The sequence below is a fragment of the Burkholderia sp. LA-2-3-30-S1-D2 genome (assembly GCF_001523915.2).
GTDB lineage: Bacteria > Pseudomonadota > Gammaproteobacteria > Burkholderiales > Burkholderiaceae > Burkholderia > Burkholderia diffusa.
The window spans coordinates 1258978-1285033 of record NZ_CP013383.1; the positions used below are offsets into that span (position 1 = coordinate 1258978).

The 26056-nt window shown below is 68.3% G+C and carries 26 protein-coding genes; 14 read left to right on the top strand and 12 right to left on the bottom strand.

Translation table 11 applies throughout. The features are described from left to right. The first annotated feature begins 13 nt into the window (after positions 1-13). Genes WS66_RS05890 through WS66_RS05910 form a run of 5 tightly spaced genes read left to right on the top strand, consistent with a single transcriptional unit; the run spans position 14 to position 3772 of the window. A complete protein-coding gene (locus WS66_RS05890; protein ID WP_059600503.1) occupies positions 14-358 on the top strand; it encodes a hypothetical protein in 345 nt (114 codons plus the stop codon). Next, positions 348-980 (top strand): Dabb family protein, encoded by a 633-nt coding sequence (locus WS66_RS05895; protein WP_059600502.1) that lies wholly within the window; start codon positions 348-350, stop codon positions 978-980. Before WS66_RS05890 ends, WS66_RS05895 begins: the two co-directional genes overlap by 11 nt. Before the next feature lie 54 nt (positions 981-1034). Then, complete coding sequence (locus tag WS66_RS05900) at positions 1035-2027, top strand: NADP-dependent oxidoreductase (RefSeq protein ID WP_059600501.1); 993 nt, start codon at positions 1035-1037, stop codon at positions 2025-2027. Positions 2028-2070: 43 nt separating this feature from the next. Further along, a complete protein-coding gene (locus WS66_RS05905; protein ID WP_059600500.1) occupies positions 2071-2946 on the top strand; it encodes an SDR family NAD(P)-dependent oxidoreductase in 876 nt (291 codons plus the stop codon). A 1-nt stretch (position 2947) separates the two neighbouring features. Continuing rightward, complete coding sequence (locus WS66_RS05910; protein WP_059600499.1) at positions 2948-3772, top strand: SDR family NAD(P)-dependent oxidoreductase; 825 nt, start codon at positions 2948-2950, stop codon at positions 3770-3772. A gap of 46 nt (positions 3773-3818) precedes the next feature. Here WS66_RS05910 and WS66_RS05915 read toward each other — a convergent pair whose 3' ends face one another. The 4 genes from WS66_RS05915 to WS66_RS05930 form a co-directional block, all read right to left on the bottom strand. After that, the gene (locus WS66_RS05915; RefSeq protein ID WP_059600498.1) at positions 3819-4067 is read right to left on the bottom strand and encodes a hypothetical protein; all 249 of its coding nucleotides are present in this window, start codon (positions 4065-4067) and stop codon (positions 3819-3821) included. A gap of 130 nt (positions 4068-4197) precedes the next feature. Beyond that, positions 4198-5172 (bottom strand): threo-3-hydroxy-L-aspartate ammonia-lyase, encoded by a 975-nt coding sequence (locus tag WS66_RS05920; protein WP_059600497.1) that lies wholly within the window; start codon positions 5170-5172, stop codon positions 4198-4200. Between the two features lie 57 nt (positions 5173-5229). Further along, positions 5230-5868, bottom strand: coding sequence for a helix-turn-helix transcriptional regulator (locus tag WS66_RS05925; RefSeq protein WP_059600496.1), 639 nt, complete (start codon positions 5866-5868; stop codon positions 5230-5232). Then, a complete protein-coding gene (locus tag WS66_RS05930) occupies positions 5865-6386 on the bottom strand; it encodes a YbaK/prolyl-tRNA synthetase associated domain-containing protein (RefSeq protein ID WP_059600495.1) in 522 nt (173 codons plus the stop codon). The genes WS66_RS05925 and WS66_RS05930 overlap by 4 nt, the downstream gene beginning before the upstream one ends. Positions 6387-6797: 411 nt before the next feature. Here WS66_RS05930 and WS66_RS05935 point away from each other — a divergent pair, with 411 nt between their 5' ends. Beyond that, positions 6798-8384 (top strand): isocitrate lyase, encoded by a 1587-nt coding sequence (locus tag WS66_RS05935; protein WP_059600494.1) that lies wholly within the window; start codon positions 6798-6800, stop codon positions 8382-8384. Positions 8385-8437: 53 nt separating this feature from the next. Here WS66_RS05935 and WS66_RS05940 read toward each other — a convergent pair whose 3' ends face one another. Next, the gene (locus tag WS66_RS05940) at positions 8438-9154 is read right to left on the bottom strand and encodes an EthD domain-containing protein (RefSeq protein ID WP_059600493.1); all 717 of its coding nucleotides are present in this window, start codon (positions 9152-9154) and stop codon (positions 8438-8440) included. Between the two features lie 50 nt (positions 9155-9204). Further along, positions 9205-9726, bottom strand: a complete 522-nt coding sequence (locus WS66_RS05945) for a nuclear transport factor 2 family protein (RefSeq protein ID WP_059600492.1) — start codon at positions 9724-9726, stop codon at positions 9205-9207. Between the two features lie 210 nt (positions 9727-9936). Here WS66_RS05945 and WS66_RS05950 point away from each other — a divergent pair, with 210 nt between their 5' ends. The 5 genes from WS66_RS05950 to WS66_RS05975 all read left to right on the top strand — a co-directional run bounded on the left by WS66_RS05950 (position 9937) and on the right by WS66_RS05975 (position 15386). Then, positions 9937-10437, top strand: coding sequence for a nuclear transport factor 2 family protein (locus WS66_RS05950; protein ID WP_059600491.1), 501 nt, complete (start codon positions 9937-9939; stop codon positions 10435-10437). A 51-nt stretch (positions 10438-10488) separates the two neighbouring features. Then, a complete protein-coding gene (locus WS66_RS05955) occupies positions 10489-11355 on the top strand; it encodes an SDR family NAD(P)-dependent oxidoreductase (protein WP_059600490.1) in 867 nt (288 codons plus the stop codon). A gap of 10 nt (positions 11356-11365) precedes the next feature. Continuing rightward, on the top strand, positions 11366-12121 hold the full coding sequence (locus tag WS66_RS05960) for an SDR family NAD(P)-dependent oxidoreductase (protein WP_059600489.1): 756 nt from the start codon (positions 11366-11368) through the stop codon (positions 12119-12121). Between the two features lie 97 nt (positions 12122-12218). Beyond that, positions 12219-12995, top strand: a complete 777-nt coding sequence (locus tag WS66_RS05965; protein ID WP_059600488.1) for a glucose 1-dehydrogenase — start codon at positions 12219-12221, stop codon at positions 12993-12995. A 525-nt stretch (positions 12996-13520) separates the two neighbouring features. After that, on the top strand, positions 13521-15386 hold the full coding sequence (locus WS66_RS05975) for a phosphoenolpyruvate carboxykinase (GTP) (protein ID WP_059600487.1): 1866 nt from the start codon (positions 13521-13523) through the stop codon (positions 15384-15386). A 131-nt stretch (positions 15387-15517) separates the two neighbouring features. On the opposite strand, the gene WS66_RS05980 is transcribed toward WS66_RS05975, so the two are convergent. The 5 genes from WS66_RS05980 to WS66_RS06000 all read right to left on the bottom strand — a co-directional run bounded on the left by WS66_RS05980 (position 15518) and on the right by WS66_RS06000 (position 19453). After that, positions 15518-16423, bottom strand: a complete 906-nt coding sequence (locus WS66_RS05980; protein ID WP_059600486.1) for an NAD-dependent epimerase/dehydratase family protein — start codon at positions 16421-16423, stop codon at positions 15518-15520. Between the two features lie 78 nt (positions 16424-16501). Further along, positions 16502-17335 carry an SDR family NAD(P)-dependent oxidoreductase gene (locus WS66_RS05985; RefSeq protein ID WP_208450401.1) on the bottom strand — a complete coding sequence of 278 codons (834 nt, stop codon included), beginning with the start codon at positions 17333-17335 and terminating at the stop codon, positions 16502-16504. Positions 17336-17375: 40 nt separating this feature from the next. Next, positions 17376-18134, bottom strand: coding sequence for an SDR family oxidoreductase (locus tag WS66_RS05990; protein ID WP_059600485.1), 759 nt, complete (start codon positions 18132-18134; stop codon positions 17376-17378). A gap of 41 nt (positions 18135-18175) precedes the next feature. Then, positions 18176-19033 carry an SDR family NAD(P)-dependent oxidoreductase gene (locus WS66_RS05995; protein WP_059600484.1) on the bottom strand — a complete coding sequence of 286 codons (858 nt, stop codon included), beginning with the start codon at positions 19031-19033 and terminating at the stop codon, positions 18176-18178. A gap of 3 nt (positions 19034-19036) precedes the next feature. Then, positions 19037-19453, bottom strand: coding sequence for a nuclear transport factor 2 family protein (locus WS66_RS06000; protein ID WP_059600483.1), 417 nt, complete (start codon positions 19451-19453; stop codon positions 19037-19039). Between the two features lie 452 nt (positions 19454-19905). Here WS66_RS06000 and WS66_RS06005 point away from each other — a divergent pair, with 452 nt between their 5' ends. Together WS66_RS06005 and WS66_RS06010 are read left to right on the top strand one after the other, a co-directional pair. Then, positions 19906-20115 (top strand): hypothetical protein, encoded by a 210-nt coding sequence (locus WS66_RS06005; protein WP_059600595.1) that lies wholly within the window; start codon positions 19906-19908, stop codon positions 20113-20115. Positions 20116-20409: 294 nt separating this feature from the next. Beyond that, positions 20410-21906, top strand: coding sequence for an FAD-dependent oxidoreductase (locus WS66_RS06010; RefSeq protein WP_059600482.1), 1497 nt, complete (start codon positions 20410-20412; stop codon positions 21904-21906). A 95-nt stretch (positions 21907-22001) separates the two neighbouring features. Here the strand turns inward: WS66_RS06010 and WS66_RS06015 are convergent, their stop codons facing one another. Further along, positions 22002-23666, bottom strand: coding sequence for an acid phosphatase (locus tag WS66_RS06015; RefSeq protein ID WP_059600481.1), 1665 nt, complete (start codon positions 23664-23666; stop codon positions 22002-22004). A 413-nt stretch (positions 23667-24079) separates the two neighbouring features. Here WS66_RS06015 and ftsH point away from each other — a divergent pair, with 413 nt between their 5' ends. Then, entirely contained in the window at positions 24080-26047 is a 1968-nt protein-coding gene (gene ftsH / locus WS66_RS06025) for an ATP-dependent zinc metalloprotease FtsH (RefSeq protein WP_059600479.1), read from the top strand. Positions 26048-26056 lie beyond the last annotated feature (9 nt).

Here is a 26056-nt window from a genome sequence, read left to right on the forward strand (position 1 = left end):
AGACGACCCGCGAATGATCCAGATCGTAGACGAAATCACCCTCGCACCCGAACGCATTCCCGACGTGCTGGCGCTGCTGCGCGACCGTTATTTGCCGGGTCACGCGGCGCGCGGACTGACGGCGGCCGGCCGCTGGGTGTCGCCGCCCGTCGCGGTGCCGGGGCAGCCGAGCACGCTGTGGCTGACGTGGCAGGTTGCCGATGCGCCGGCGTACTACCGGATGCGCGCGCTGACCGACAGTGACGTCGTTGCGTTCTGGATGGCCATCGATGCGCTGTGCGACGCCCGCCGCCGCCATGTGATGACGGACGCCGATGCACCGTTGCCTGCACTGACGGAGGTCGACCATGCGGCATGACACGGCGCAGATATTCGTTTCGGCGACCGACGATGCCGGCGCGGTCGAGCGTGCATTACGCGACGCCGCGCATGCGCTGCCCGGCGCGACCCGCGTTGCGCTGGCACGCAATCTGGAAGGCTGCTGGAACGCGGGCGACTACACGCTCGACGTGCAGCGCGACGAACGGGCGACCGACAACGCGCCGGGCTTCACCGCGCTGGCCCGCATACCGGGCGTCGTGCGGATCGACGGCGCCGCATGCCGGGCGATCGGCGGCGGCCTGCGCGAGCCGGCGCTGCGCGACGGCGTATGGCGCACGCTGATGTTGCGCGTGCGGCCGGAGGCCGACGAAGCCCAGGTACGCGACCTCGAGCGCGAGTTGCTGCGCATGCCCGCGTTCATGCCCGGCATCCGCAACTGGCGGCTGAGCAGGATCGTGACGCCGGGTGCGTGGACCCACGTCTGGCAACAGGAATTCGCGCACGTCGGCGATCTGCTCGGCGAGTACCTGCTGCATCCGTATCACTGGGGCTGGGTCGACCGCCGCTTCGACGCCGAAAGCCCCGACTGGACGGTCGATGCGATCGCGCACGCGTTCTGTCCGCTCGCGTCGAGCCTGCTGACCGACACGGCGGCGTGACGCGCGGCGCACGCGACCCGCCGCCATGCAAACGACAACCCTGGAGACACCACCATGCGAGCCTTGCTGATCGACCGCATCGGTCATTCCGACGCGCTGCGAATGGCCGACGTTCCGGCACCGAGGCCGGGCCCCGGCGACGTGCTGATCCGCGTCGCGTACGCGGGCGTCAATCCCGCCGACTGGAAATGCCGCGAAGGCTATCTCGGCGCGTTCATGCGGATCACGTTTCCGTTCGTGATCGGCTTCGACGCGGCCGGTGTGGTCGAGGCGGTCGGCGATGGCGTGGAAGGATTCGCGCCCGGGATGCGCGTGTTCGCGCAGACCGACGTCGGCGCGGGGCGCTGGGGCGCGTATGCGGAATACGTCGCGGTGCGGCACGACTCGGTCGTGCGCCTGCCCGACACGGTCGGCTTCGCGGAAGCGGCGGCCACGCCGACCCCCGCGCTGGCGGCGTGGGCCGGCCTGTTCGACGACGGCGGGCTGCGTGACGGGCAGACCGTGCTGGTGCACGGCGGCGCGGGCGCGGTCGGCACGTTCGCGATCCAGCTTGCCGCGCAGGCGGGCGCGCGCGTCGCGGCGACGTGCTCGGCCCGCAACCGCGCGCGCGTCGAGGCGCTCGGCGCGGCGGCGAGCATCGACTATCGCGCACAGGACATCGCCGCGGCCGTGCGGGCGTGGGCGCCCGGCGGCGTCGATCTGGTGCTCGACGCGGTCGGCGGCGCCACACTGGCCGATGCACTCGACCTGCTGGCACCGGGCGGCACGCTCGTCAACATCATGACGCTCGCGGCAGGCGACGCGGAGCGATTGGCCGCGACGGGCGCCGAAGCCGCGAAGCGCGGCCTGCGCACCGCGATGACGTACAGCCGGATGCCGAGCGGCGCCACGCTGGCAGCGATCGCGGAACGGCTCGGCCGTGGCGCGCTACGCGTGCCGCGCTTCGAGCGCTTTCCGCTCGAACAGGCGGCGAGCGCACTCGATCTCGTTCAAACGGGCGACGCGAAAACCAAGTTCGTGTTGCACGTTGCAGATATCGCGGGCTGACGAAGAACGGCCCGTACATGACACCCCTTTTACCGGAGACATCATGACCGACACCCGAACCGCGACGCTTGCGGGCAAATGCGCGCTCGTGACCGGCGCGAGCCGCGGCATCGGCCGCGCGATCGCGCAGCGCCTCGCGTCGGAAGGCGCGACCGTCGTCGTGACGGCGCGCAGCCTCACGCAATCCGCGACGACCGCCGGCACGCTCGCCGAAACGGTCGCGCTGATCGAGCAGGCGGGCGGCCGCGCGATCGCACTGGCGGCCGACCTGTCGAACCCGGCCGAGCGCGACGCGCTCGTCGGGCGCGCGGCGAAGGCGGCCGGTGGCCTCGACATCCTCGTGAACAACGCGGGCGTGGCCGACTACGCGCGCGTCGACGCGATGCCGATGGCGATGTTCGACACGACGATCGAGCACTATCTGCGCATCCCGTTCGCGCTGAGCCAGGCAGCGATTCCGCTGATGCGCGCACGCGGCGCCGGCTGGATCGTGAACGTCGGCTCGGTCACGGCGCTCGCGCCGCTGCGGCCGTTCGACGATTTCGCGCGCGCGGGCGGCGCGACCGTCTATGCGGCGGTCAAGGCCGCGCTGTCGCGCTTCACGCAAGGGCTCGCGGCCGAGCTCGAAGCCGACGGCATCGCGGTGAACCTGGTCGCGCCGAGCACCGCGATCCGCACGCCGGGCGCGGCCCGCTACATCCCCGAAGGCTACCCGACCGAGGACGTCGCGTATCTCGCGGAAACCGCGCTCGCGCTGTGCAGCCTACCGGCAAGCGAGCGCACGGGCCTCGTCACGCACAGCCTGCATTTCCCGCTGTCGCAGGGGCTCGCGGTGCGCTCGCTCGACGGCCGCACGCCGTTGCCGTCACCCATGATTCCCGCATACGCGCATCCGCGCATCGACCCGACAGGACATTGACATGACGACTTCGATTCGCTTCGACGGCGGTACCGCCGTGATCACCGGCGCGGCCAGCGGTATCGGCAGCGGGCTCGCGCGCCACGCCGCCGGGCTCGGCATGCGCGTGGTGCTGGCCGATCTCGACGGGGGGAAGCTCGACGCGTTCGCCGCGACGCTCGACACCGACGTGCTGTGCGTGCCGACGGATGTCAGCCGCCCTGAAGCCGTCGATGCGCTGGCCGACGCCGCATGGCAGCGCTTCGGCGGCGTCGACCTGCTGTTCAACAACGCAGGCGTGATGGCGACAGGCTTCACCTGGGAAATCACGCCGGAACGGTTCGAGCGCAGTTTCGCGATCAACGTGCACGGCGTGATGAACGGGATCCGCAGCTTCGTGCCGCGCATGCTCGAGCGCAACGTGCCCGCGCGCATCGTCAATACGGCGTCGGTCGGCGGGTTCCTGCCGAGCCCGTTGATGTCGCCTTACTCGGCGACGAAATTCGCGGTGGTCGCGCTGACCGAATCGCTGCACGGCGAGCTCAAGATGCTCGGCGCGCCGGTCGGCGTGTCGCTGCTCGCGCCGGGCCCGGTGCAGACGGGCATTTTCAACGACCCGTTCGGCGCCGCGCACGAGCGGCCCGAGGTGCAGGGCTTCGTTGACACGATGCGCGCGATGCTGAACGCGCACGGGCTCACGCCCGACGCATTTGCGGCGCGGGCGTTCGACGGCATTCGCGACGGGCGTTACTGGCTGATTCCGCAGCCGGAGACGATCGACGGCGCGCTGCAGCGGCGCACCGCGGACATCCTCGCCGCGCGCGATCCGTCGCTGCCGTCGTTGTGAAGTCATGGCGCGGGCCGGCCGACCGACGCGGCCGGCTCTCGCCGGGTTACATATGCGTGCCGGCGTGCGTGCGGCCGCTGGGTTCGCCGCCGCGGTCGGGCGGCGTATTGTTCTGATCGATCTTCGCGAGCACGAAGCCGGCGTGCGGCAGCGCGGCGGGCGAACGGTGGGCGGCCTGCGCGACCGGGTCGTGCGGCGAAGTGGCGGAAAAACCGGATGACGTCGCGCCCGGTTGCGCGAACGCCGTGAGGGATGCTGCCGCGAGGGCGGCGGCGACGATCGCGTGCGTGTTCATGGCGACTCCTTCTTCACGACTGACTGCGGGACAACGCATTCAGTGTAGGGCGCGAAACTTAACGCGACGTGAAGGAGCGGCGGCGCGCGGATGACGGGATGTTCATGCGGTCATTCGCGCGCCGCGACGCTCACGCGGATGCGGCGACCAGCGCGCAGAAGTTCTCGAGATCGACGTTGCCGCCGCTGATCACGATGCCGACGCGCTTGCCTTTCAGTTCGTCCTTCATCCGGCGCGCGGCCGCGAGCGACAGGCAGCCGGTCGGCTCGACGACAATCTTCATACGGGTCGCGAAGAAGCGCATGCAGTCGACCAGTTCCGCGTCGGTCGCGGTCAGGATGTCGTCGACGTCGCGCCGCAGGATCGGGAACGTCAGGTTGCCGAGGTGTTGCGTCTGCGCGCCGTCGGCGATCGTGCGCGGCGTGTCGATATGGACGATCGACCCGGACCGGAACGATTGCTGTCCGTCGTTGCCGGCTTCCGGCTCGACGCCGTACAGCTTCGCATGCGGCGACAGCGCGCGCGTCGCGAGCGCCGTGCCCGACAGCAGGCCGCCGCCGCCGAGCGGCGTGAACACCGCGTCGAGCGGCCCGACCTCGTCGAACAATTCCTTCGCCGCCGTGCCCTGGCCCGCGATCACGTCCGCGTGGTCGTACGGCGGCACCAGCGTGAGCCCGTGCTTCTCCGCGAGCGCGCGGCCGATCTGCTCGCGGTCCTCGGCATAGCGGTCGTAGGTCACGACGTTGCCGCCGTAGCCGCGCGTCGCGGCCATCTTCGCGGCCGGCGCGTCCTGCGGCATCACGATCGTCGCCGGGATGCCGAGGATGCGCGCCGACAGCGCGATCGCCTGTGCATGGTTGCCGGACGAGAACGCGACGACGCCGTTGCGTCGCTGCGTCGCGTCGAAGCGCGACAGCGCGTTGAACGCGCCGCGGAACTTGAACGCGCCCATGCGCTGCAGGTTCTCGCACTTGAAGAACACCTGCGCGCCGAGCGCTTCGTCGATCGTTCGCGACGTCATCACGGGCGTGCGGTGCGCGTGGCCGTCGAGCCGTGCCGCGGCGGCCGCGACGTCGTCGTAGGTGGGGAGGGTCGGAGTGTTCATGAGTCGCTCGTCGGAAGAGTCGGTCAACAGGTCAGCGGGGCGCATCCGCCTCACGCATCATTTCGCATCGTTGTATACGGTGGCGCGCGACACGCCGAGATGCTGCGACACGATTTCCATCGCGCGGCGCACCTCGAGGAAGCCGTCGGCCTTCAGCGTCTGCATCAGCTCGCGGCGCTGGTCGGTCTTCAGTTCGCGCGGCGTGGTCGCGAGGCGCGTCGCGAACGCGTCGATGCGCTGCCGGATCGCGTCCGCGCCGGCCGGGTCGAGCGTCTCGGCGACCGGCGCGCCTTCGGTGCTGCAGAACTGGTTCAGCATTCCCTGGAAACCGCGGAACAGCGTGACGTCCGCGTTCAGGCACAGCGCGGCCACATAGCGGCCGTTCGAATCCTTGATGCCGATCGACGTGCTTTTCGCCGTGCGGCCGTCGGCGAAGCGGTTCGCGTAGTTGGCGAGCACCTGCGGGAAGTCGTCGTCGTCGATGCGGGCGAGCCCGAGTTCGGTCGCCGGATCGCCGATCGCGCGGCCCGACAGGTTGTTATGGATCGCGAGGATCGCGTGCTTCGGCGTGCGCAGGTCGTGCACGACGACTTCGGTGAACGGCGCGAACATCGCGCCGAGCCCTTCGGCGATGCGCAGCACCTGCTCGATCAGCGACGCCTGTTCCGACTGCGGCCTGGGGCGGGGCGTGGTCATGGTTTGGCCTCGAGCACGGGCGCGTCGGTCGTTTCCGGCCGCGTGATGTCGGCCAGCAGCGGGCGGGCGATCCGCACGTAGTCGGACGCGTCGAGCACGACCGAGCGGTCGAGGCGGCCCGCGTTGAACGCGATTTCGTCGTTGAGTTCGATCAGTGCGGGGTCGACGACGAGCGTCACGTTCGCGTCGAACACGAACGGCGGCACGGCGCCCATCACGCAGCGCGTGACCGTGGCGGCAAGTTCGGGCGGCGCGAGCGTCGCCTTGCGGCGGCCGACCGCGTCGGCGACCTTGCGGAAATCGATCTTCAGATGGCCGGGGATGACCGCGAGCGCGGTGACGTCGCCGCCGTCCTTGAACGAGCAGAGCATCGCCTTCGCGCCCTGTTCGGGACGCGTGCCGCGAATCGCGGCGATCACGTCGGATTTGCCTTCGGCCGGGTGATCCAGCACGCGGAACCGCGCGCCGGAGGTGTTCAGCAGCTCGCACAGCGCGTCAAAAACGGGATAGTCGCTCATGTCGATCCGGGCAGGAGGGCGCATCACGGTACGCGGGGGACGGCGTGCCTCGGTTTGCCGTCGATGAATTGTCCAAGTATAGACGTTTTGTCATGTGCATGGCAAAGCCCCGAAACAGGGATCGCCATGTTTGTCCTCCCACCAACTGCCGAAAGGCCGTTTCATATCGCGGAATGCGCGCGGAATTCCCGCCGCGCCGCCGTCCCGCCGCTTGAAAACCGGTTTTGCATCGCAAAATGCACTGCTTATCTCATTGAAAAACAAGCAAAATTTATATCTTATGTCTTATATAAGACTTCGCCGAAAGCGCATCGGGCGGCGTTACTATTGAGTCCATGCAGTTCGCTTCGTCATACGGAGCGGGCAAGCTGAACCCTTTACTCAAATGCGCTTCGTTCCCAGGAGATTGACATGTCCCAATATCAAGACGACATCAAGGCAGTGGCTGGCTTGAAGGAAAACCACGGCAGCGCGTGGAATGCCATCAATCCCGAGTATGCCGCCCGCATGCGTGCCCAGAACAAGTTCAAGACGGGCCTCGACATCGCGAAGTACACCGCGAAGATCATGCGCGCCGACATGGCCGCGTACGATGCCGATCCGTCCAAGTACACGCAGTCGCTGGGTTGCTGGCACGGCTTCATCGGCCAGCAGAAGATGATCTCGATCAAGAAGCACTTCAACAGCACCGAACGCCGCTACCTGTACCTGTCGGGCTGGATGGTCGCCGCGCTGCGCTCGGAGTTCGGCCCGCTGCCGGACCAGTCGATGCACGAAAAGACGTCGGTCAGCGCGCTGATCCGCGAGCTGTACACGTTCCTGCGCCAGGCCGACGCACGTGAACTCGGCGGCCTGTTCCGCGAGCTGGATGCTGCCAAGGACGCCGCTGCCAAGGCCGCCATCCAGGAAAAGATCGACAACCACGTGACGCACGTCGTGCCGATCATCGCCGACATCGACGCCGGTTTCGGCAACGCCGAAGCAACGTACCTGCTGGCCAAGCAGTTCATCGAAGCGGGCGCGTGCTGCATCCAGATCGAAAACCAGGTGTCCGACGAGAAGCAGTGCGGCCACCAGGACGGCAAGGTCACCGTGCCGCACGAGGACTTCCTCGCGAAGATCCGCGCGATCCGCTACGCGTTCCTGGAACTGGGCGTGGACGACGGCATCATCGTCGCCCGTACCGACTCGCTCGGCGCCGGCCTGACCAAGCAGATCGCCGTGACGAACGAGCCGGGCGACCTGGGCGACAAGTACAACGCGTTCCTCGACTGCGAAGAGCTGTCGGCCGACCAGTTGGGCAACGGTGACGTCGTCATCAAGCGCGACGGCAAGCTGCTCCGTCCGAAGCGCCTGCCGAGCAACCTGTTCCAGTTCCGCGCCGGCACGGGCGAAGCGCGTTGCGTGCTCGACTGCATCACGTCGCTGCAGAACGGCGCCGACCTGCTGTGGATCGAAACCGAAAAGCCGCACATCGCGCAGATCGGCGGCATGGTCAGCGAAATCCGCAAGGTCATCCCGAACGCGAAGCTGGTGTACAACAACAGCCCGTCGTTCAACTGGACGCTGAACTTCCGTCAGCAGGTGTACGACGCGATGAAGGCAGAGGGCAAGGACGTGTCGGCATACGACCGTGCGCAGTTGATGAGCGTCGAGTACGACGAGACCGAACTGGCCAAGCTCGCCGACGAGAAGATCCGTACGTTCCAGGCCGATGCATCGCGTGAAGCAGGCATCTTCCACCACCTGATCACGCTGCCGACGTACCACACGGCCGCGCTGTCGACCGACAACCTCGCGAAGGAATACTTCGGCGAACAGGGCATGCTCGGTTACGTGGCGGGCGTGCAGCGCAAGGAAATCCGTCAGGGCATCGCGTGCGTCAAGCACCAGAACATGTCCGGCTCGGATATCGGCGACGACCACAAGGAATACTTCAGCGGCGACGCAGCGCTGAAGGCAGCGGGCAAGGACAACACGATGAACCAGTTCTCGTAATCGTCATACCCGCGGCACGACGCCAACCCGTTCATGACGGGTTGGCGTTTTTTTTATCCGCGCACGGCCTTCACGACGTATTGGCTCGTCGGCACCACGTCGATCTTGTCGAAATCGATGAAGCGTCCGCAGCTGTCCATCATCTCCCCGACGTTGCGCTGGAATTTCTCCTCGTCGCCGACTGCATCGAAGAACGCGTACGGATCGCTCATCGCGGCGGCCGGGAAGCATTCCTCGACGATCGCGTCGTAGCCGGGCGCCGCATGCGTGAGCGCGCGCACGACCACGTTCTGCACGTACAGGAAGTTGTCCTGCGTGTCGATCGCGACGCGCGTGTGATGGCCGTGCCATACGTCGAGCCATGCTTCATGCGTGAGGCGCGGCGGGCGCTTCAGGAACGCGAGCTGCGAGAAGCCGCTCGTGCGCTCGCCGGGCCGCGCCGGAAAGCGCGTGTTCGGAATCGGCTGCGATTCCGTGACGAGATACGCGGCCATGTGCGGGACGATCGCGCGCACCGCGTCGTCGAACTTCTGGCGGAACATCGGGTTCGCGCTGTCGATCCACACCGCGACGATACCGTCGATGCCCGGGTGCGTGTTGGTCTGCTTCAGGCCGGCGGCCGGCGCGACATCGGCGTCGGCAACGTTGACCTGCACGCCGTGCGCGCCTAGCGACAGCAGCTTGTCGGCGAGCTGCGCGCGCACGCTGCGGCTCCATTGTTCGGGCGCGGCCTGCGCATCGCGCCACAACACATAAATGACTTTCTCCATTGCTCCGGCTCCAAAGGGGATGACGAGGTCGGCGGCGCTGCCGCCGGGTTTCAGGAAGCGTTGACGGCCGGATCGGTCGCACCGGCCGCGTCGTGCGCGCCCGGTGCGAAGCGGTTGGCGGTCAGCGTGAACGACGGCGGAATCGGCGACGTGACGGTTTCGAACAGGCGCTCGTGACGCGTCGCGTGAATACGCCACACGCCGTCGTGCTTCACGTACTGGTCGTCGTAGAACGCGGTGCCGTGAATCAGGTAGTTGTCCTCTAGATTGATCGAATGATCCTCGAGAAACCACACGCCGCACGCATGATCGGCGGACACCAGCGTGAGCTCGGGGTGGTGGCCGTGATGCATCGTCAGGAAGGTCGGCTTGCCGAGCAGTTCGCGCAGGCTGGACACGAATGCGTCGCGGCCGTCGTACGCATAGCGGCCGCCGTACAGGCGCGCCTCGCAGTCCTCGGTCAGGCATTGCGCGAGCAGCGACCAGTCGTGTGTATCGACCGCGCGGAAATACCGGTACTTCAGCTGGCGGATCTGCTCGTACTCGTGGAGCGTGCGGGTCGTCTCGTCCATCGCCGTGTCTCGTGGTGGTGTCATCGGATGGTAGGAATGAAGCCGCCTGCGTCACATCGTCTGTTCGGACGAACGCCGCGGGAGCTGCGTTCAAGTTCGCCGATACGCGGCATCGGGGTTCATCCAAACAGGTGATGGCCGGCCTCCCGTGCGCCTGTAACGTGGCGTCGACGCGGCTTCGATCCGCGCACACGAGACCAAGGAGACGGCATGACCCCGATCGAACGAATGGAAGCGCGCGTGCGCAGGCTGGAGGACGCCGACGCGATCCGCCGCCTGAAGGCGCGCTACTTCACGTGCTGCGACCGGAAGGATCCGCAAGGGATGCGCGACTGCTTCGCGCCCGGCGCGGTGCACATCGACTACGGCCGAATCGGCACGTTCGACCACCGCGATGCGCTCGTCGACGTGTTCGAGCGGCTCGGCTGCCATCCGCACATCGTCGAGATGCACCACGGCGTGAATCCCGACATCACCGTGCTCGACGACACGCATGCGCGCGGCACGTGGGGCCTGCATTACCAGATGCTAGACACCAACGCGCGCACGCTCACGCAGCTCGGCGCGACCTACGACGACGAATACCGGAAGGTCGACGGCGAATGGAAGATCGCGGCCACCCGCTGCGTCGTCACGTCGACGTTGTCCGCCCGCTACGACGGCGATGCGCCGGGCGTGCTGTTCGCCGGCGCGCAGCCGCCTGCTGCGTGACGACGCGCACGACCCACTCAGGTTGAAAACATTCCCCAGGAGACATCGAAGATGGCACAGAACAACGAGGCGCCCGTCGCCGTCGTGACGGGCGCGTCGCGCGGTGCCGGCAAAGGCATCGCGCGCGCGCTCGGCGCGGCCGGCATGACGGTCTATGTGACGGGGCGCTCGCAGAACGAAGGCGACGCGCCGCTGCCCGGCACGATCCACGAAACCGCGCGCGAAATCGACGCGCTCGGCGGCCGCGGGATCGCCGTCGCGTGCGACCACGCGGACGACGCACAAGTGAAGGCGCTGTTCGAGCGCGTCGAACGCGACAGCGGGCGACTCGACATCCTCGTCAACAACGCGACCTATCTGCACGACCAGCTAATCCTGCCAGGCCCGTTCTGGGAGAAGTCGCTCGACCTCGTGAACATCCTCGACGTCGGGCTGCGCTCGGCGTACGTCGCGAGCTGGCACGCCGCGCCGCTGATGGCGAAGCGCCGCAGCGGGCTGATCGCGTTCACGTCGTCGTTCGGCGCGAGCTGCTACATGCACGGCGCCGCGTACGGCGCGCAGAAGTCCGGCGTCGACAAGTTCGCGAAGGACATGGCCGTCGACCTGAAACCGTTCGACGTCGCGGCCGTGTCGATCTGGATGGGGCCGCTGCGAACCGAGCGCACGACGCGCGTGTGGGACGAGCATCCGGACCTCTACAAGGAGTTCTCGCTCGTCGCCGAAAGCCCGGAATTCACCGGTCGCGTGATCCATGCGATCCACGCCGATCCGCAGCGCATGGCGTTGTCGGGGCAGGTGCTGGTCGGCGCGGAAGCCGCGCTGCAGTATGGCATCGCGGATCTCGACGGCAAGCAGCCGCCGTCGTATCGCGAACTGCTTGGCGGGCCCGTGCAGGCTCATCCGGCGATCGTCGCTTAAAGGAGCGCACATGGGCATCCTCGAAGGCAAGGTCGCGCTCGTGACGGGCGCGGGGCAGGGCGTCGGGCAAGGCATTGCGCTCGCGCTCGCGGGCGAAGGCGCGCAGGTGGCCGTGGTCGGCCGCACGCGCGACAAGCTGGTCGCGACTTGCGATGCGATCCGCGCGCGCGGCGGTATCGCGGAGCCGTTCGTGTGCGACGTGATGGACGCCGCGCAGATCGCGCGGTGCGTCGATGCGGTCGTCGAGCGGTTTCGCGGCGTGCAGATCCTGATCAACAACGCGCAGGTCGTGCCGCTCGGCCGCCTGCTCGACGTGACCGACACGGATTTTCTCGCGGGCCTCGAGTCGGGGCCGATCGCGACGCTGCGAATGATGCGCGCGTGCCATCCGCATCTGAAGGGGGAGGGCGTGATCGTCAATTTCGCGTCGTCGGCCGCGGTGCGCTGGGACGCGTCGGGCTATGGGGCCTACGCGGCGACCAAGGAAGCGATTCGCGCGCTCACGCGTGCTGCCGCGTGCGAATGGGGCGCCGACGGCATTCGCGTAAACGCGGTCGCGCCGCACGCGCTGTCGCCGGGGCTGAAGGGCTGGATCGACGCGAACCCGGACGAAGCGGCGGCGTTCTTTCGCACGATCCCGCTCGGCCGCGTGGGCGACTGCGAGCAGGACATCGGGCGCGCGATCGTGTTTCTCGCGAGCCGCGACGCCGCGTACCTGACGGGCGCCACGCTGCCGCTCGACGGCGGGCAGGCGTATTGGGGCTGACGGCGAACGCGACGCACATCAAGGGCCGGCACCGATGCACGTGGCAGCGCGTCGCGGCCGGCAAACCGGAATCGGAAAGCATCGAGGAGAAAACGACATGGGTCGACTGGAAGGGAAGGTGGCGATCGTCACGGGCGGCGCGCGCGGGATGGGCGCCGCGACATGCAGGCTGTTCGTCGCGGAGGGCGCGCGCGTCGTGATCGGCGACGTGCTCGACGCGGAAGGCGAGGCGCTCGCGCGCGAACTCGGCGACGCGGCACGCTTCATGCGCCTCGACGTGAGCGACGAACAGAACTGGGCGCGCGTCGTCGATGCGACCGTCGAGCAGTTCGGCCGTATCGACGTGCTCGTGAACAACGCGGCCGTGCTGATGTTCGGTGCGATCACCGAATTGTCGAAACGTGATTTCGAGCGCGCGGTATCGATCAATCTCGTCGGCACGTTCGTCGGCATCCGCACGATCGCGCCGCGCATGATCGCGCAGAAGAGCGGATCGATCGTCAACATCTCGTCGGTGGACGGGCTGCGCGGCGTCAACGCGCTGGCCGCCTACGTATCGAGCAAATGGGGCGTGCGCGGGTTGACGAAGGTGGCGGCGCTCGAACTCGGCCACCAGGGCGTGCGCGTGAATTCGATTCATCCCGGTGGCGTCAACACCGCGATGTCGAACCCGACCGGCGCGCCGCTCGACGAGATCAACAAGCACTACACGCACGTGCCGCTGCAGCGCGTCGGCTTGCCTGACGAAATTGCGCGTGCGACGCTGTTTCTCGCGAGCGACGAAGCGTCGTACTGCAACGGCGCCGAACTGTCCGTCGACGGCGGGATGGCGGCAGGCGCGTATTACCCCGGATTGCCGGGCGCGCCGTTTTGAGCGGTAGCGTACACAACGCATGCGCGATGGATGTTTGTGTACGCAACCTAATTCAGGGTTTGCCTGAGTAGCGAAAACGCGAATCTGCGCCGCGACATGTTCGCGTGCATCGCATGCGAGCATGTCGCGCGATTTTTCCGTTTTCGCGAAACCCTTGCAGGACGGATGTTCCAGCCGTTTCGTCCCCAAAGCTCACGCGTCGGCGCAGTAAAAAGGACATGCCGGCAAGCGGCATGCCGGCGCGTCGTCACAGTTGTTTCTTGTTGCAACGCAACGCCCGCCCAATAACGGCGATGGTATGCTGGCCGGCATGGAGTTGTACGGCAGGTTGCTTGCATGGCGAAACTCGCGTTCGCACGCTCATACGAGACATCACATTCTCTCGCCCGCATCGCGGCATCGACACGCGCTCCGCTCGCGTGTGCCGCCTTGCGCGTCGCTGCATCCTGCGCTCCGACCGCATTCCCCATCTCGCGGGCTCGTCCCGCATCCCCCATCCCCGCCCAATAGTCTGGAGACATTCCCATGTCGCAAAACAACCTGGCCAAAGCGACGCACGGCCCGCTGATCGCTCCCCCGGCATTCGTCAAGCATCGCAAACTGATCGACTGGGTGTCGCGTATCGCGGCGCTCACGGAGCCCGATCGCGTCGTCTGGTGCGACGGCTCGCAGGAAGAAAACGACGCGCTGTGCCAGGCGATGGTCGACCAGGGCACGCTCAAGCGCCTGAACCCGGCGAAGCGCCCGAACTCGTATCTCGCGCAGTCCGATCCGTCCGACGTCGCGCGCGTCGAGGACCGCACCTTCATCTGCACCGAATCGCCCGACGACGTCGGCCCGACCAACAACTGGATCGCGCCGGAAGAAATGCGCGAGACGCTGAACGGTCTGTTCCGCGGGTCGATGCGCGGCCGCACGCTGTACGTCGTGCCGTTCTCGATGGGCCCGCTCGGCTCGCCGATCGCGCACGTCGGCGTCGAGCTTTCCGACAGCCCGTACGTGGCCGCGAACATGCGGATCATGACGCGCATGGGCCGCGACGTCTATGACGTGCTCGGCGAGGACGGCGAATTCGTGCCGTGCGTGCACAGCGTCGGCCATCCGCTCGAAGCAGGCCAGAAGGACGTGCCGTGGCCGTGCAACCCGGTCAAGTACATCGTGCATTTCCCCGACACACGCGAGATCTGGAGCTTCGGCTCGGGCTACGGCGGCAACGCACTGCTCGGCAAGAAGTGTTTCGCGCTGCGCATCGCGTCGACGATGGGCCGCGACCAGGGCTGGCTCGCCGAACACATGCTGATCCTCGGCGTGACGTCGCCGGCCGGCAAGAAGTATCACGTCGCGGCGGCGTTCCCGTCCGCGTGCGGCAAGACCAACTTCGCGATGCTGATCCCGCCGCGGGGTTTCGACGGCTGGAAGGTCACGACGATCGGCGACGACATCGCATGGCTGAAGCCGGGCCGCGACGGGCGCCTGTATGCGATCAACCCGGAAGCCGGCTTCTTCGGCGTCGCGCCGGGCACGGGCGTGAAAACCAACCCGAACGCGATCTCGACGCTGAAGGAAAACGTGATCTTCACGAACGTCGCGCTGACGGAAGACGGCGACGTGTGGTGGGAAGGCCTGACCGACACGCCGCCCGCGACGCTGACCGACTGGCAGGGCAACCCGTGGACGCCGGAGATCGGAAAGGAAACCGGCCGCAAGGCCGCGCACCCGAACTCGCGCTTCACGGCACCGGCATCGCAATGCCCGTCGATCGACGCGGACTGGGAAGACCCGGCCGGCGTGCCGATCGACGCGTTCATCTTCGGCGGCCGGCGCTCGACGACCGTGCCGCTCGTGACCGAGGCGCGCGACTGGATCGAAGGCGTGTACATGGCCGCGACGATGGGCTCGGAGACGACCGCCGCGGCAGCCGGCCAGCAGGGCGTCGTGCGCCGCGACCCGTTCGCGATGCTGCCGTTCTGCGGCTACAACATGAGCGATTATTTCGCGCACTGGCTGAAGATCGGCAAGCAGATCGAAGGCGCCGGCGCGACGCTGCCGAAGATCTACTGCGTGAACTGGTTCCGCAAGGATGCGAACGGCAAGTTCGTGTGGCCGGGCTTCGGCGAGAACATGCGCGTGCTGAAGTGGATGCTCGATCGCCTCGAGGGCAACGGCGGCGGCGGCGAACATGCGTTCGGCGTGTCGCCGGCCTATGACGACCTGCACTGGAACGGGCTCGACTTCACGCGCGAGCAGTTCGAGGCTGTGACGTCGATGAACGCCGACGAATGGCGCGAGGAGCTGAAGCTGCATGCGGCGCTGTTCGACACGCTGAAGCTGCGTTTGCCCACCGAGCTGACCGACACGATGAAGAAGATCGAACAGCGCATCGGCGGCTGACGATCCGAATCGAAGTAACGAAGTAACGACGTGGTGGCATGAACGTCCCGCCGCCGGCATGCATCGCCGGCGGCGGGACGTTTTTGTTTCTGCTTCGTTTCAGCGTGGCGCGTGTTGCACGGGCAGTGCGCTCACGCGCCGCATTGCGCGACCACTTCGTTCACCGCGCGCTGTACGTCGCCGCGCCGGTAGCGCAGCAGCGCGATATCGGCCGGATCGGGTTCGTACGACACGACGTTGCCGCGCCCCGTATAGATCGCCATATCGGGCAGCAGCGGATGCTCCTGGTCGAGCGACGGCACCGGCTGCGGATTGCCTGCCGCGCGGAAGAAGGCCGCGAAATAGTCGGCGAAGCTCAGGTTCTCGTCGCCGACGAGATAGGCCTTGCCGGATGCGCCGCGTTGCAGCGCGCCCCAGATCGCTTCCGACAGCGACTGCGTCGAGATGAAGTTGCTGCCGCCGGCCGGCCCGTACACCGGCAGGCCGGCGAGCTTGCCCTGCGCATAGCCCGTGTACGCGGCGAACATCTCGTTGCGCAGCCCCGGCACCGACCCGACGACGAACGGCGCATTGACGCTGCACACCGCGAACGACGGCGACGCGAGCGCGCGCACACGTTCGTCCGCGAGATGGCGCGAGCGCACGTACGGCACCGTGTCGACGAGTGCCGGCGCGACCTGCGGATAGAAGCTGCCGACCAGCACCGCGCGCTTCACGCCCGCGTCGCGCGCGAACGCGAAGAAGCGCGGTACCGCGTCGACGTTCGCGCGTTCCCAGTGCGCGGCTTCGTCGGTGCCGGGCGGCAGGTGGCGAATGTCGTTGCCTGCCGCGAACACGACCGCGTCGAACGGCGCGAGATCGTCACGCGTGAAGTTGCCGGCCACGTAGTCGCGCAACAGCACGTCGAATTGCGCGAGCGCGCTGCCAGGCGCGGGCGGCTTGCGGGCGGCGAGCGTCACGTCGTTGCCTTGCGCGCGCAGATGCAGCGCGGCGTGGCCGCCGATGAGGCCGGTGCCGCCGATGATCAGGATGTTCATGGTGTCTCCGAGGGCGGCGCAGGCGCGCCGCATGAATTGAACCGACGATTGAACGGATGAAGCCGTACGGAAGTGCGCTCAGAAGTTGAAGCCGTTGCCCGTGACGACCGGCATGTTGGTCCAGAAACCGTTCGGGTCGCGGTACCAGCCGGCCGCCGCGAGCGCGCCGCCGTCCACGTGCAGCGTCGTGCCGGTGACCCACGCGGCGAGCGGGCTCGCGAGGAACAGTGCGGCGCCCGCGATGTCGCCGGCGGCACCGAAGCGCCCGAGCGGAATCCAGCGCGGGATGTGCGCGCGATGCTCCGCCGCGACCATCGCGCTCACGGGCACCTGCGGCGTCTCGGTGGTCTCCGGCGCGATCTGGTTCACGCGAATGCCGGCCGGCCCGAGTTCGAGCGCGAGGCTTTTCGTGAAACCGGTCAGTGCGGTCTTGAACGACGCATAGACCGTACAGTTCGGAATCGCGCGGAAGCCCTCGATCGACGACACGCCGACGATGCTGCTGCCGGCGCCGCGCTTGCGCAGCAACGGCAGCATCGCCTGCGTGACGACGAACACCTGGCGCAGGTTCACGTCGAACAGCCGCGCGATGTCGTCGTCGGTATGATCGTCGAACGGTTTCGCGATCTGCAGGAAATCGCCGACGTTGTTGACGAGCACGTCGAGGCCGCCGAAGCGCGCGTCGATCGTCTGCGCGAATGCGTCGACCTCGTCGCGGCGCGTGACGTCCACGACGCCGACGAGCGCGTCGACACCCGCGGCTTCGAGCGCCTGGCGCACGTCCTGCGCGCGAGCGGGGTCGAGCTCGGCCACCGCGACGCGCGCACCCGCCGCGCCGAATCCTTCCGCGCACGCGCGGCCGATGCCCGCGCCGCCGCCGGTGATCAGTACTGTCTTGCCGGTAAATGAAATCACCACAACACTCCTTCGAACGAAAAAGCCATGAGCCGCATCACAGTGACGAAACGAGTTGCGCGTTGTCGATCCGCAGCTCCGCGCCGTTCACGAAACGCGATTCGTCGGAGGCAAGGAACAGCACGAGATTCGCGACGTCCCGCGGATCGCACATGCGTGCCATCGGATCGCTGCCGATGCCGAGTGCGGTTGGATCGAGATCGGGCATCAGCGCCTGCGTCATCGGCGTCCAGATCCCGTCCGGATGGATCGAGTTGCAGCGGATCCGGTAGCCGCTGCGCTTGCAGTGCACGGCGACGCTGCGCGCGAGCGCCGTCACCGCGCCTTTCGACCCGGTGTACGCGCACATCATCGGCAGCCCGCCGAGCGCGGCGACCGACGACATCATCACGATCGATCCCGGCGTGTCGTTGCCTTTCATCGCGCCGATCGCGTACTTGCAGCCGAGGAAATAGCCGTCCGCGTTGACGCGCAGCACGCGCCGCCAGGTGTCGAGGCTCGTGTCCTCGATCGAGCCGACCGGGCAGATCGCCGCGTTGTTGACGAGTACGTCGAGGCGGCCGAAGCGGTCGAGCGTCGATGCGATCGCGTGCCGCCAGCCGTCCTCGTCGGCGATGTCCTGGCGCACGAACAGCGCGGTATCGCCGATTTCGCGCGCGAGCGCGCGGCCCGCATCCTCGTCGATGTCGGTGAGCACGACGCGCGCGCCCTCGGCGGCCAGCAACAGCGCATCGGCGCGGCCGACGCCACTCGCCGCGCCGGTGATCAGCACGACCTTGTTTGCGACTCGATTCATGTTGGGTTCGATTTCCTGCGACGTTGAAAGAAGGCGGGCGCTCATGCGGCGCCCGGCGCGCGGCCGGCCTTGACGGCGTCGAGCGCGGCCGCGCCGTAGATCTGCGCGATCGTGGCGTCGACGCGCGGGTTGGTGCGCAGCTCGTGGCCGCCGTCGACCGCGAAGCTCTGGCCGGTGACCCAACCCGACTCGGGGCCCGCGAGATAGCGCACCGCATGCGCGATTGCTTCCGGTTCGCCGAGCGTACCGAGCGGAATCTGTTCGAGGAAGCTGTCGACCAGCGCACGGTCGTCGAACATCGGGGCGGTGGCTTCGGAGCGCGTGAGGCCCGGTCGCACTGCGTTCACACGGATCTTCGCGCCGGCCAGCTCCTCGGCCGCACCGCGCACCAGCGCCTCGAGCGCGGCCTTCGCGGTGCAGTACGCGGTCAGCCAGCGGAAATTGATCTGCGCGGCGGTCGACGAGATGCAAACGATGGAGCCGCCGCCGCTGTCGGCGAGCCGCGGCGCGGCGTGACGGATCGCGGCGAACGCGCTGGACAGGTTCAGGTCGATTTCCGCGCGGAAGCTGTCGGCGTCGTGCATCAGCAGCGGGCGGAACCCGGCGCCGCCGACGGTCGGCACGACGATGTCGAGACGGCCGTCGAGCGCCCATGCGGTATCCAGCGCGGCCTGCAGGTCGGCGTCGTCGCAGGCGTCGCCGGCATGGATCGCGACGCGGCTGCCGGGCACTGCCTCGGCCAGATGCCGCTGCGTGCGTTCGAGCGCGTCGCGGCGGCGGCCCATCAGCACGACGGCCGCGCCATCGGCGGCGAGCGCGTGCGCGCAGGCCGCGCCGATGCCGCCGGCGCCGCCCGTGACGAGCGCGGTGCGGCCGGCGAGGGGGAGGGGCGAGCGCATCGTTCAGCCCTCCAGCGGCAGGTCTTGCGACCAGTCGACGTGCAGCGTGCGCGCGGCGAAGCGCCACGTGCCGCCGTCGAACACGCAGCGGTCGCGATAGCGCAGCCCCCAGTCGAGCTTGCGCTTCACGCCTTCGCGCACATAGACGTGGCACGCGACGCCGTAGGTCTCGACATCGGCTTCGCCGCCGTCGAGCGTGACGAGCTGGTTGTGCACGTGATGCTGGGTCGTCTCGTAGCGCTCGATCACGCTCATGCCGGCGACGATCGCGTCGCGGTCGTCGAAGCGGAAACCGGGGCCGTCGAGTTGCGCATCGGCGGTGAAGAGGGTGGCGAGGCGCGGCCAGTCGCGCCGATCGACGGCTTGCGCGTAACGGCACGCAAGTTCGTACAGCGCGTGGCGGGGATTCGAATCGGTCATGCGGTACTCCCGTGAGTGAACGGAAAGCGTTTGCGGCGCCGCGAGCGCGGACGCGGCGGCGTTGCGACGTTGACGCGCAGGTTCGCATCGGACCGATCGATGCTCATCATCCATACGGAGCAGGGTAAGGATCGGGGAAAACACCGGGGCCGACGGCGGCGCAACGTCCGATGCTGCGATGCAGCGACGGATGCACGGCATGCGGCCGACGGTGACGCGGCCGATCGCAACAAGCCGGGGCAGACGGTTTGCGGGTGTTTCAGTCGAACCGATCTCGCAGTAATGCTGCAGTGCGGTGCGCCGCATGAAGCGCGATTCGTGTTTGCCCCTAGTCGAAATGGACGATGGCTGGCGGGCCGGCGCTGGCTACCGTGCAGTCATCCGGCGCCGTCGCACGTGGTCAGTCGCCGGATACGAACCGCGATAGCGGCCAACCGGAGGGGACGACGATCATGAGACTGACGACTCGCAAGCTGTGCGTATTGGCGATAGGCACGTTCGCGGCCATGGTGGTGGCGCGATATGGTGCCGAGCAGGTCCCGTCGCCGCCGTATGCGGCCGGCATCCTGCAATGCCGCTCGGTCGACTCGAACGGCTTGCCGACGGGTTGCGTACCGATCGATCCGTCGCACTTCGGCTTCGCCGCGCTGCGCGGCATGTGACGCTGGCGCGGCCGTGCGCCGCGCCGATTCGATGTCGCCCGGAAGCCGTCGCGATGCGGCGGCGTCCTCGCGGACAGACCGGGTGGCGCACCGCGATACATGCGCCGCGGGTCGCCCATCCGGTTTCCCGTCGTCGTTCGAGTTTCCGCCCACGACACCCGGCGCGGCTCGCATGCGCGCTCTCGAGCGCTCGCATCGACAACGCGCCGACGTCCGTGTCGGGCTGCCTGCCCGGCGGTGCTTCGCCACGACCACCGCCTTTCACCCATTCCCTTCACGCAGAACCATTACGCGATGCCATCCGACTATTCCCTGACCCGCCCCCTGAACGTCCGCGACGTGCGTCGCTGGGACGCCGAACACGACGTCGTGATCATCGGCTTCGGCGCGGCCGGCGCGTGCGCGGCGATCGAAGCCGCGAGCGCCGGCGCCGACACGCTGATCGTCGAGCGCGCGTCGAGCTACGGCGGCACGAGCGCGCTGTCCGGCGGCGAGATCTACCTCGGCGGCAGTGGCGGCACGCCTGCGCAGCGGCAGGCCGGCTTCAGCGACGATACCGAGGACCTGTACCGCTACCTGATGCTCGCGGGCGGCCGAGACGCGGACGAGGCGAAGGTGCGTCTCTACGCGAACGAGAGCCTCGCGCATCACGACTGGCTCGTCGCGCAGGGCCTCACGTACAAGAACACGTTCATCGCCGAGCGGATCGTCGAACCGGAAACGGACGATTGCCTGATCTGGTCCGGCAGCGAGGAGGCCTGGCCGTTCAGCGAGGCCGCGAAGCCGTGCCCGCGCGGGCACACACCGCAATGGCCGGGCTGGGGCGGCGGGCAGATGCTGATGCGCGTGCTGGCCGGGCGCGTGCAGGCGCTCGGCGTGTCGACACGCTACGACACGCGCGCCCTGGCGCTGATCGTCGACGATGCCGGCGCGGTGCGCGGCGTCGTGCTGCGCGCGTACGGCGAGACGGCATGCGTGCGGGCGCGCCGCGCGGTGATCCTGTGCGCGGGCGGCTTCGCGATGAACCGCGACATGGTGCGCCGGCACGCGCCGCAGTTGCTGCGCTCGGACGAACCGATCGGCAGCCCGGGCGACGACGGCTCGGGCATCCTGCTCGGCCAGAGCGCGGGCGGGGCCGCGATCCACATGGACCAGGGTTTCGTCAGCCTGCCGTTCTACGCGCCCGAATCGCTGATCCGCGGGATCTTCGTGAACGCGCGCGGCCAGCGCTTCATCAACGAGGACGGCTATCACGGCCGCACCGGCCATCACGCGTTCCACCAGGCCGACGACCGGATCTACCTGCTGGTCGACCAGGCGACCTATCAGGAGCCGCCCGCGATCGCGCGGATCGGCATCGCGGCGGCGGGCGAGACATGGGAGGAAGTCGAACGCGACCTGCAGATGCCGGCCGGCACCCTGACGGCGACCGTCGACGTCTACAACCGCCACGCGGCCGAAGGCGTCGATCCGTTGTTCCACAAGGCGAAGAAGTGGCTGACGCCGCTGATCGAGCCGCCGTTCGTCGCGCTCGATTGCCGGATCGACTACGCGTTCTATCCGCATTTCACGCTGGGCGGGCTCGACACGCTGCCGACCGGGCAGGTGCTCGACGCCATGCGCGTGCCGGTGGCGGGCCTCTATGCGGCCGGCCGCACGAGCTGCGGGCTTCCGCGCTGGGGCGCCGGGTACAGTTCGGGGCTGTCGCTGGCCGATGCGACGTTCTTCGGCCGGCAGGCCGGCCGTCATGCCGCGCGTTCGGCGAGCGAGGCGCTGCGCAGCGTTGCGTAGCGTCGCCTGAACAGGAAAGCACGACGCCCCGGGCAACCGTGTTGCACCGGGGCGTCGTCGTTTCAGGCGGACGTCGGTGGAGCGTCGACAGGCCGTCAGCCGAGATCGAGCGCGTTCGTCAGGTCGCCCGGCGGCGTCGCGCCGCGCGACGCGAATGCCTTGTCGCGCGCGGCGACGCCGTCGAGCGGCGCGAGCCCGTGCACGCGGCTGATGAAGCGCAGGATCGAGTTCGTGTCGTACATCGTGTGGTCGACGTAACCCTTCTTCGCGAACGGCGAGATCACGAGCGCGGGAATCCGTGAGCCGGGGCCCCAGCGATCGCCGACCGGCGGCGCGACGTGATCCCACCAGCCGCCGTTCTCGTCGTGCGTCATCACGATCACGGTGTTCGCCCACTGCGGGCCGCGCCGGATGCGTTCGATCACGTTCGCGATGTGGCGATCGCCGGATTCGACGTCCGCATAGCCCGCGTGCATGTTCAGGTTGCCTTGCGGCTTGTAGAACGCGACGGCCGGCAGGCGGCCCGCGTCGATGTCGGCGATGAAGCGGTTGGTCGACGGCTCGTCGCCGAGGCCCGCGTCGCGCAGGTGCTTGCGGCGCGCGTCGGTGCCGGGCGCATAGTTCGCGAAGTAGTTGAACGGCTGATGGTGATACTGGAAATCCGGCACCGTGCCCGTGTCGCGGTGCTCAAGCGCGTATTGCCACGCGCCGCTGTACCACGCCCAGTCGACGTTCTTCTCCGACAGGCGGTCGCCGATCGTCGCATGGCCTTGCGGCGGGATCACGCGATGGTCGGCCGGATCCGCGTATGCCGCGTTGCCCGGATCGGCCGGCGGCACGTAGCTCGGCTGGTACGGCGGCGCCATCGTGTTCACGCCGTAGCCGTCGGGCGTCAGCGGGCCGTCGACCGCGAACTTCGGCGGGCCCTCGAGCGCGGACGCTGGCGAATCGGCGGCGAGCGTGAGCCGCGTGCCGGCCGGATCGTCGCCGTCGACCTTCGACAGCAGCTTCGCCGCGTGCGGATGCCGGTGTGCATCCGGATAGATCGGCGGCTGCGCGGAAATCAGGAACATGTGGTTCAGCCACGAACCGCCGAAGGCCGCCATGAAGAAGTTGTCGCACAGCGTGTATTGCCGTGCGAGATTCCACAGCCGCAGCGTGTCGGCCGAATTGCGGTAATGGCCCATCACGAGGCCGCCCGAATCGGCCCACGCGGCGAACTGGTTGTTGCGGCCGCCCGCGATCTGCATCTGGTTCTGGTAGAAGCGGTGCCACAGGTCACGCGTGATTACGCCATTGGGTAGCGGCTTGCCTTGCGCGTCGGCGATCCGGAACGGCGCGTTCGGCAGCTTGTCGATGTCGCGCTCGGCGATCGCGTAGCGCTTACCGTCCACTTCCTGCGCTTGCGGCACGAGTCCGCCCCAGATTTTCGGCAGCACCGGCAACGGCGTCTTGCCGTCGCGATCGAGCTGCTGCGCATGCTCGGGCCGCACCTCGCTCAGCGGGTAGCGCACACCGGGGAAGTCGCCATACAGGTTCGCGAAGCTGCGGTTTTCCGCATAGATCACGACGATGTGGCGCACCTGCCGGCGCAGCGCCTCGTCGAGCCGCAGGTCGGCGGCGGTGCGCGGCGCGCCGCCCGGCGTGGTCTCGCAGCCGCCGAGCGCGACGCCGGCGCCAAGCGCGGCGAGGCCGCCGAGCATGCGGCGGCGGTCGGGATCAACGGGAAGGTCGTCGGGGCGATCGGGGGTGTCGTTCACGTCGTGAGCTCCTCGGATGGGCGGTTGTCGTTCGATGCGCGGCGGCGGCGCGCGGCCTGCCGCGACGCGGGACGGGACGCAACGGCCGGCGTCGCGCCCGGGTGGGGCGGTGCCGGCTGTCACGGAAATGTCATGAACGCGACTATAACGTGGCCGCCCGCCTCGATGAAAGCTGTTTGTCGGACAATGCGCGACGCTTGCGCGCGAACTAGACTGGAATCACGGGCGGCGCGTTGCCGTGCGTCGTCCGCGCGAACGGCGCGTGGCGCGCCTTCGCGGTGTCATTCATGCGACGAAACGAGGCGAAGATGACGCGGATGCGTTCCGTATGCGCGTGGCTGCCGATGCCGCGTGCCGGCCCGGCGCGCGGGCACGCATAAGCGCGCGGCGGCGTGACCGGCCGACCCGATGCCATGGACAGGAAATTCGACTACGCAGGATTGCTGATCGCGGCGGGCTTCTTCGTGCTGTTCGCCGCGCAGTTGCTGATGCTGCGTCCGACGTCGACGCTGATCGCGTACAGCGATTTCCATCGGCTCGTCGCCGCGCGGCTCGTCGACGATCTCGAGATCGGATCGACGACGATCACGGGCACGCTGACGATGCCGCAGGCCGGCGCGATGCTGCCGGCGTCCGAAGTCGCGGCCCTGAAGTCGGAGGGTACGCCGCCGCGCTTCGCCACCAACCGCGTGACCGACCCGCAGTTGATCGACGCGCTGACCGCCGCCGGCGTCCGCTTCCACGGCGCGTCCGACACCGGCTGGATCGCGTCGCTCGCGTCGTGGCTGGTGCCGCTCGTCGCGTTCGTGTTCATCTGGAACCTGATGCTGCGCAAGCGCGGCGGGCTGCAGGATTTCACCGGGATGGGCAAGAGCCGCGCACGCGTCTACGTGCAGCAGGAAACCGGCATCACGTTCGACGACATCGCGGGCATCGACGAAGCGAAGGCCGAGCTGCAGCAGCTCGTCGCGTTCCTGCGCGATCCGGATCGCTACCAGCGGCTCGGCGGCAAGATTCCGAAGGGCGTGCTGGTTGTCGGCGCGCCCGGCACCGGCAAGACGTTGCTCGCGCGCGCGGTGGCGGGCGAGGCGGCCGTGCCGTTCTTCTCGATCAGCGGCTCGGCGTTCGTCGAGATGTTCGTCGGCGTCGGCGCGGCGCGCGTGCGCGACCTGTTCGAGCAGGCGCAGCAGAAGGCGCCGTGCATCGTGTTCGTCGACGAACTCGATGCGCTCGGCAAGGTGCGCGGGGTCGGCCCGATGTCGGGCAACGACGAGCGCGAGCAGACGCTCAACCAGTTGCTCGTCGAGATGGACGGCTTCCAGGCCGGCTCCGGCGTGATCATCATGGCCGCGACCAACCGGCCGGAGATTCTCGATCCCGCACTGCTGCGCCCGGGCCGCTTCGACCGTCACATCGCGATCGACCGGCCCGACGTGAACGGGCGCCGCCAGATCCTCGGCGTGCACGTGAAGCACGTGAAGCTCGCAGCCGACGTCGACCTCGGCGAACTCGCGTCGCGCACGCCGGGCTTCGTCGGCGCCGATCTCGCGAACGTCGTCAACGAGGCCGCGCTGCATGCGGCGGAACTCGGCAAGCCGGCGATCGGGATGGACGACTTCGACGAGGCGATCGATCGCGCGCTGACGGGCCTCGAGCGCAAGAGCCGCGTGATGAACGCGCAGGAGAAGCTGACGATCGCCTATCACGAGGCCGGCCATGCGCTCGTCGCGGAAAGCCGCGCGCATTGCGATCCGGTAAAGAAGGTGTCGATCATTCCGCGCGGCGTGGCCGCGCTCGGCTATACGCAGCAGGTGCCGACCGAGGATCGCTACGTCCTGCGCCGCAGCGAGCTGCTCGATCGGATCGACGCGCTGCTCGGCGGGCGTGTCGCGGAAGAACTCGTATTCGGCGACGTGTCGACGGGCGCGCAGAACGATCTCGAGCGCGCGACCGCGATGGCGCGCCACATGGTCATGCAGTACGGGATGAGCGAGCGGATCGGGCTGGTGAGCTTCGACGATGGCGATGCGCGCACCGGCATGCCGGGCGCATGGCATTCGGGCGAGGGGCGCTGCAGCGAGCACACCGCACGGATGATCGACGACGAGGTGCATACGCTGCTGACCGATGCGCACGCGCGCGTCGCGTCGACACTCGGAGAACGTCGCGATGCGCTCGAGCGGATCGCACGGCGGCTGCTTGCGTGCGAGGTGCTCGAACGCGATGCGTTGCAGGCGCTGATCGACGGGCGCGAGGCGCCTGGCGCCGTGCCATCCACGACCGATCTCGGGCCCGGCGCGGGCGCGAATGCGCCGGAGCAGGCGTCGGCGATCGAGCGCGATTTCGTCGCATACGGGCCGCCGCGCGAACCCGAACGCTGAAGCACGAGC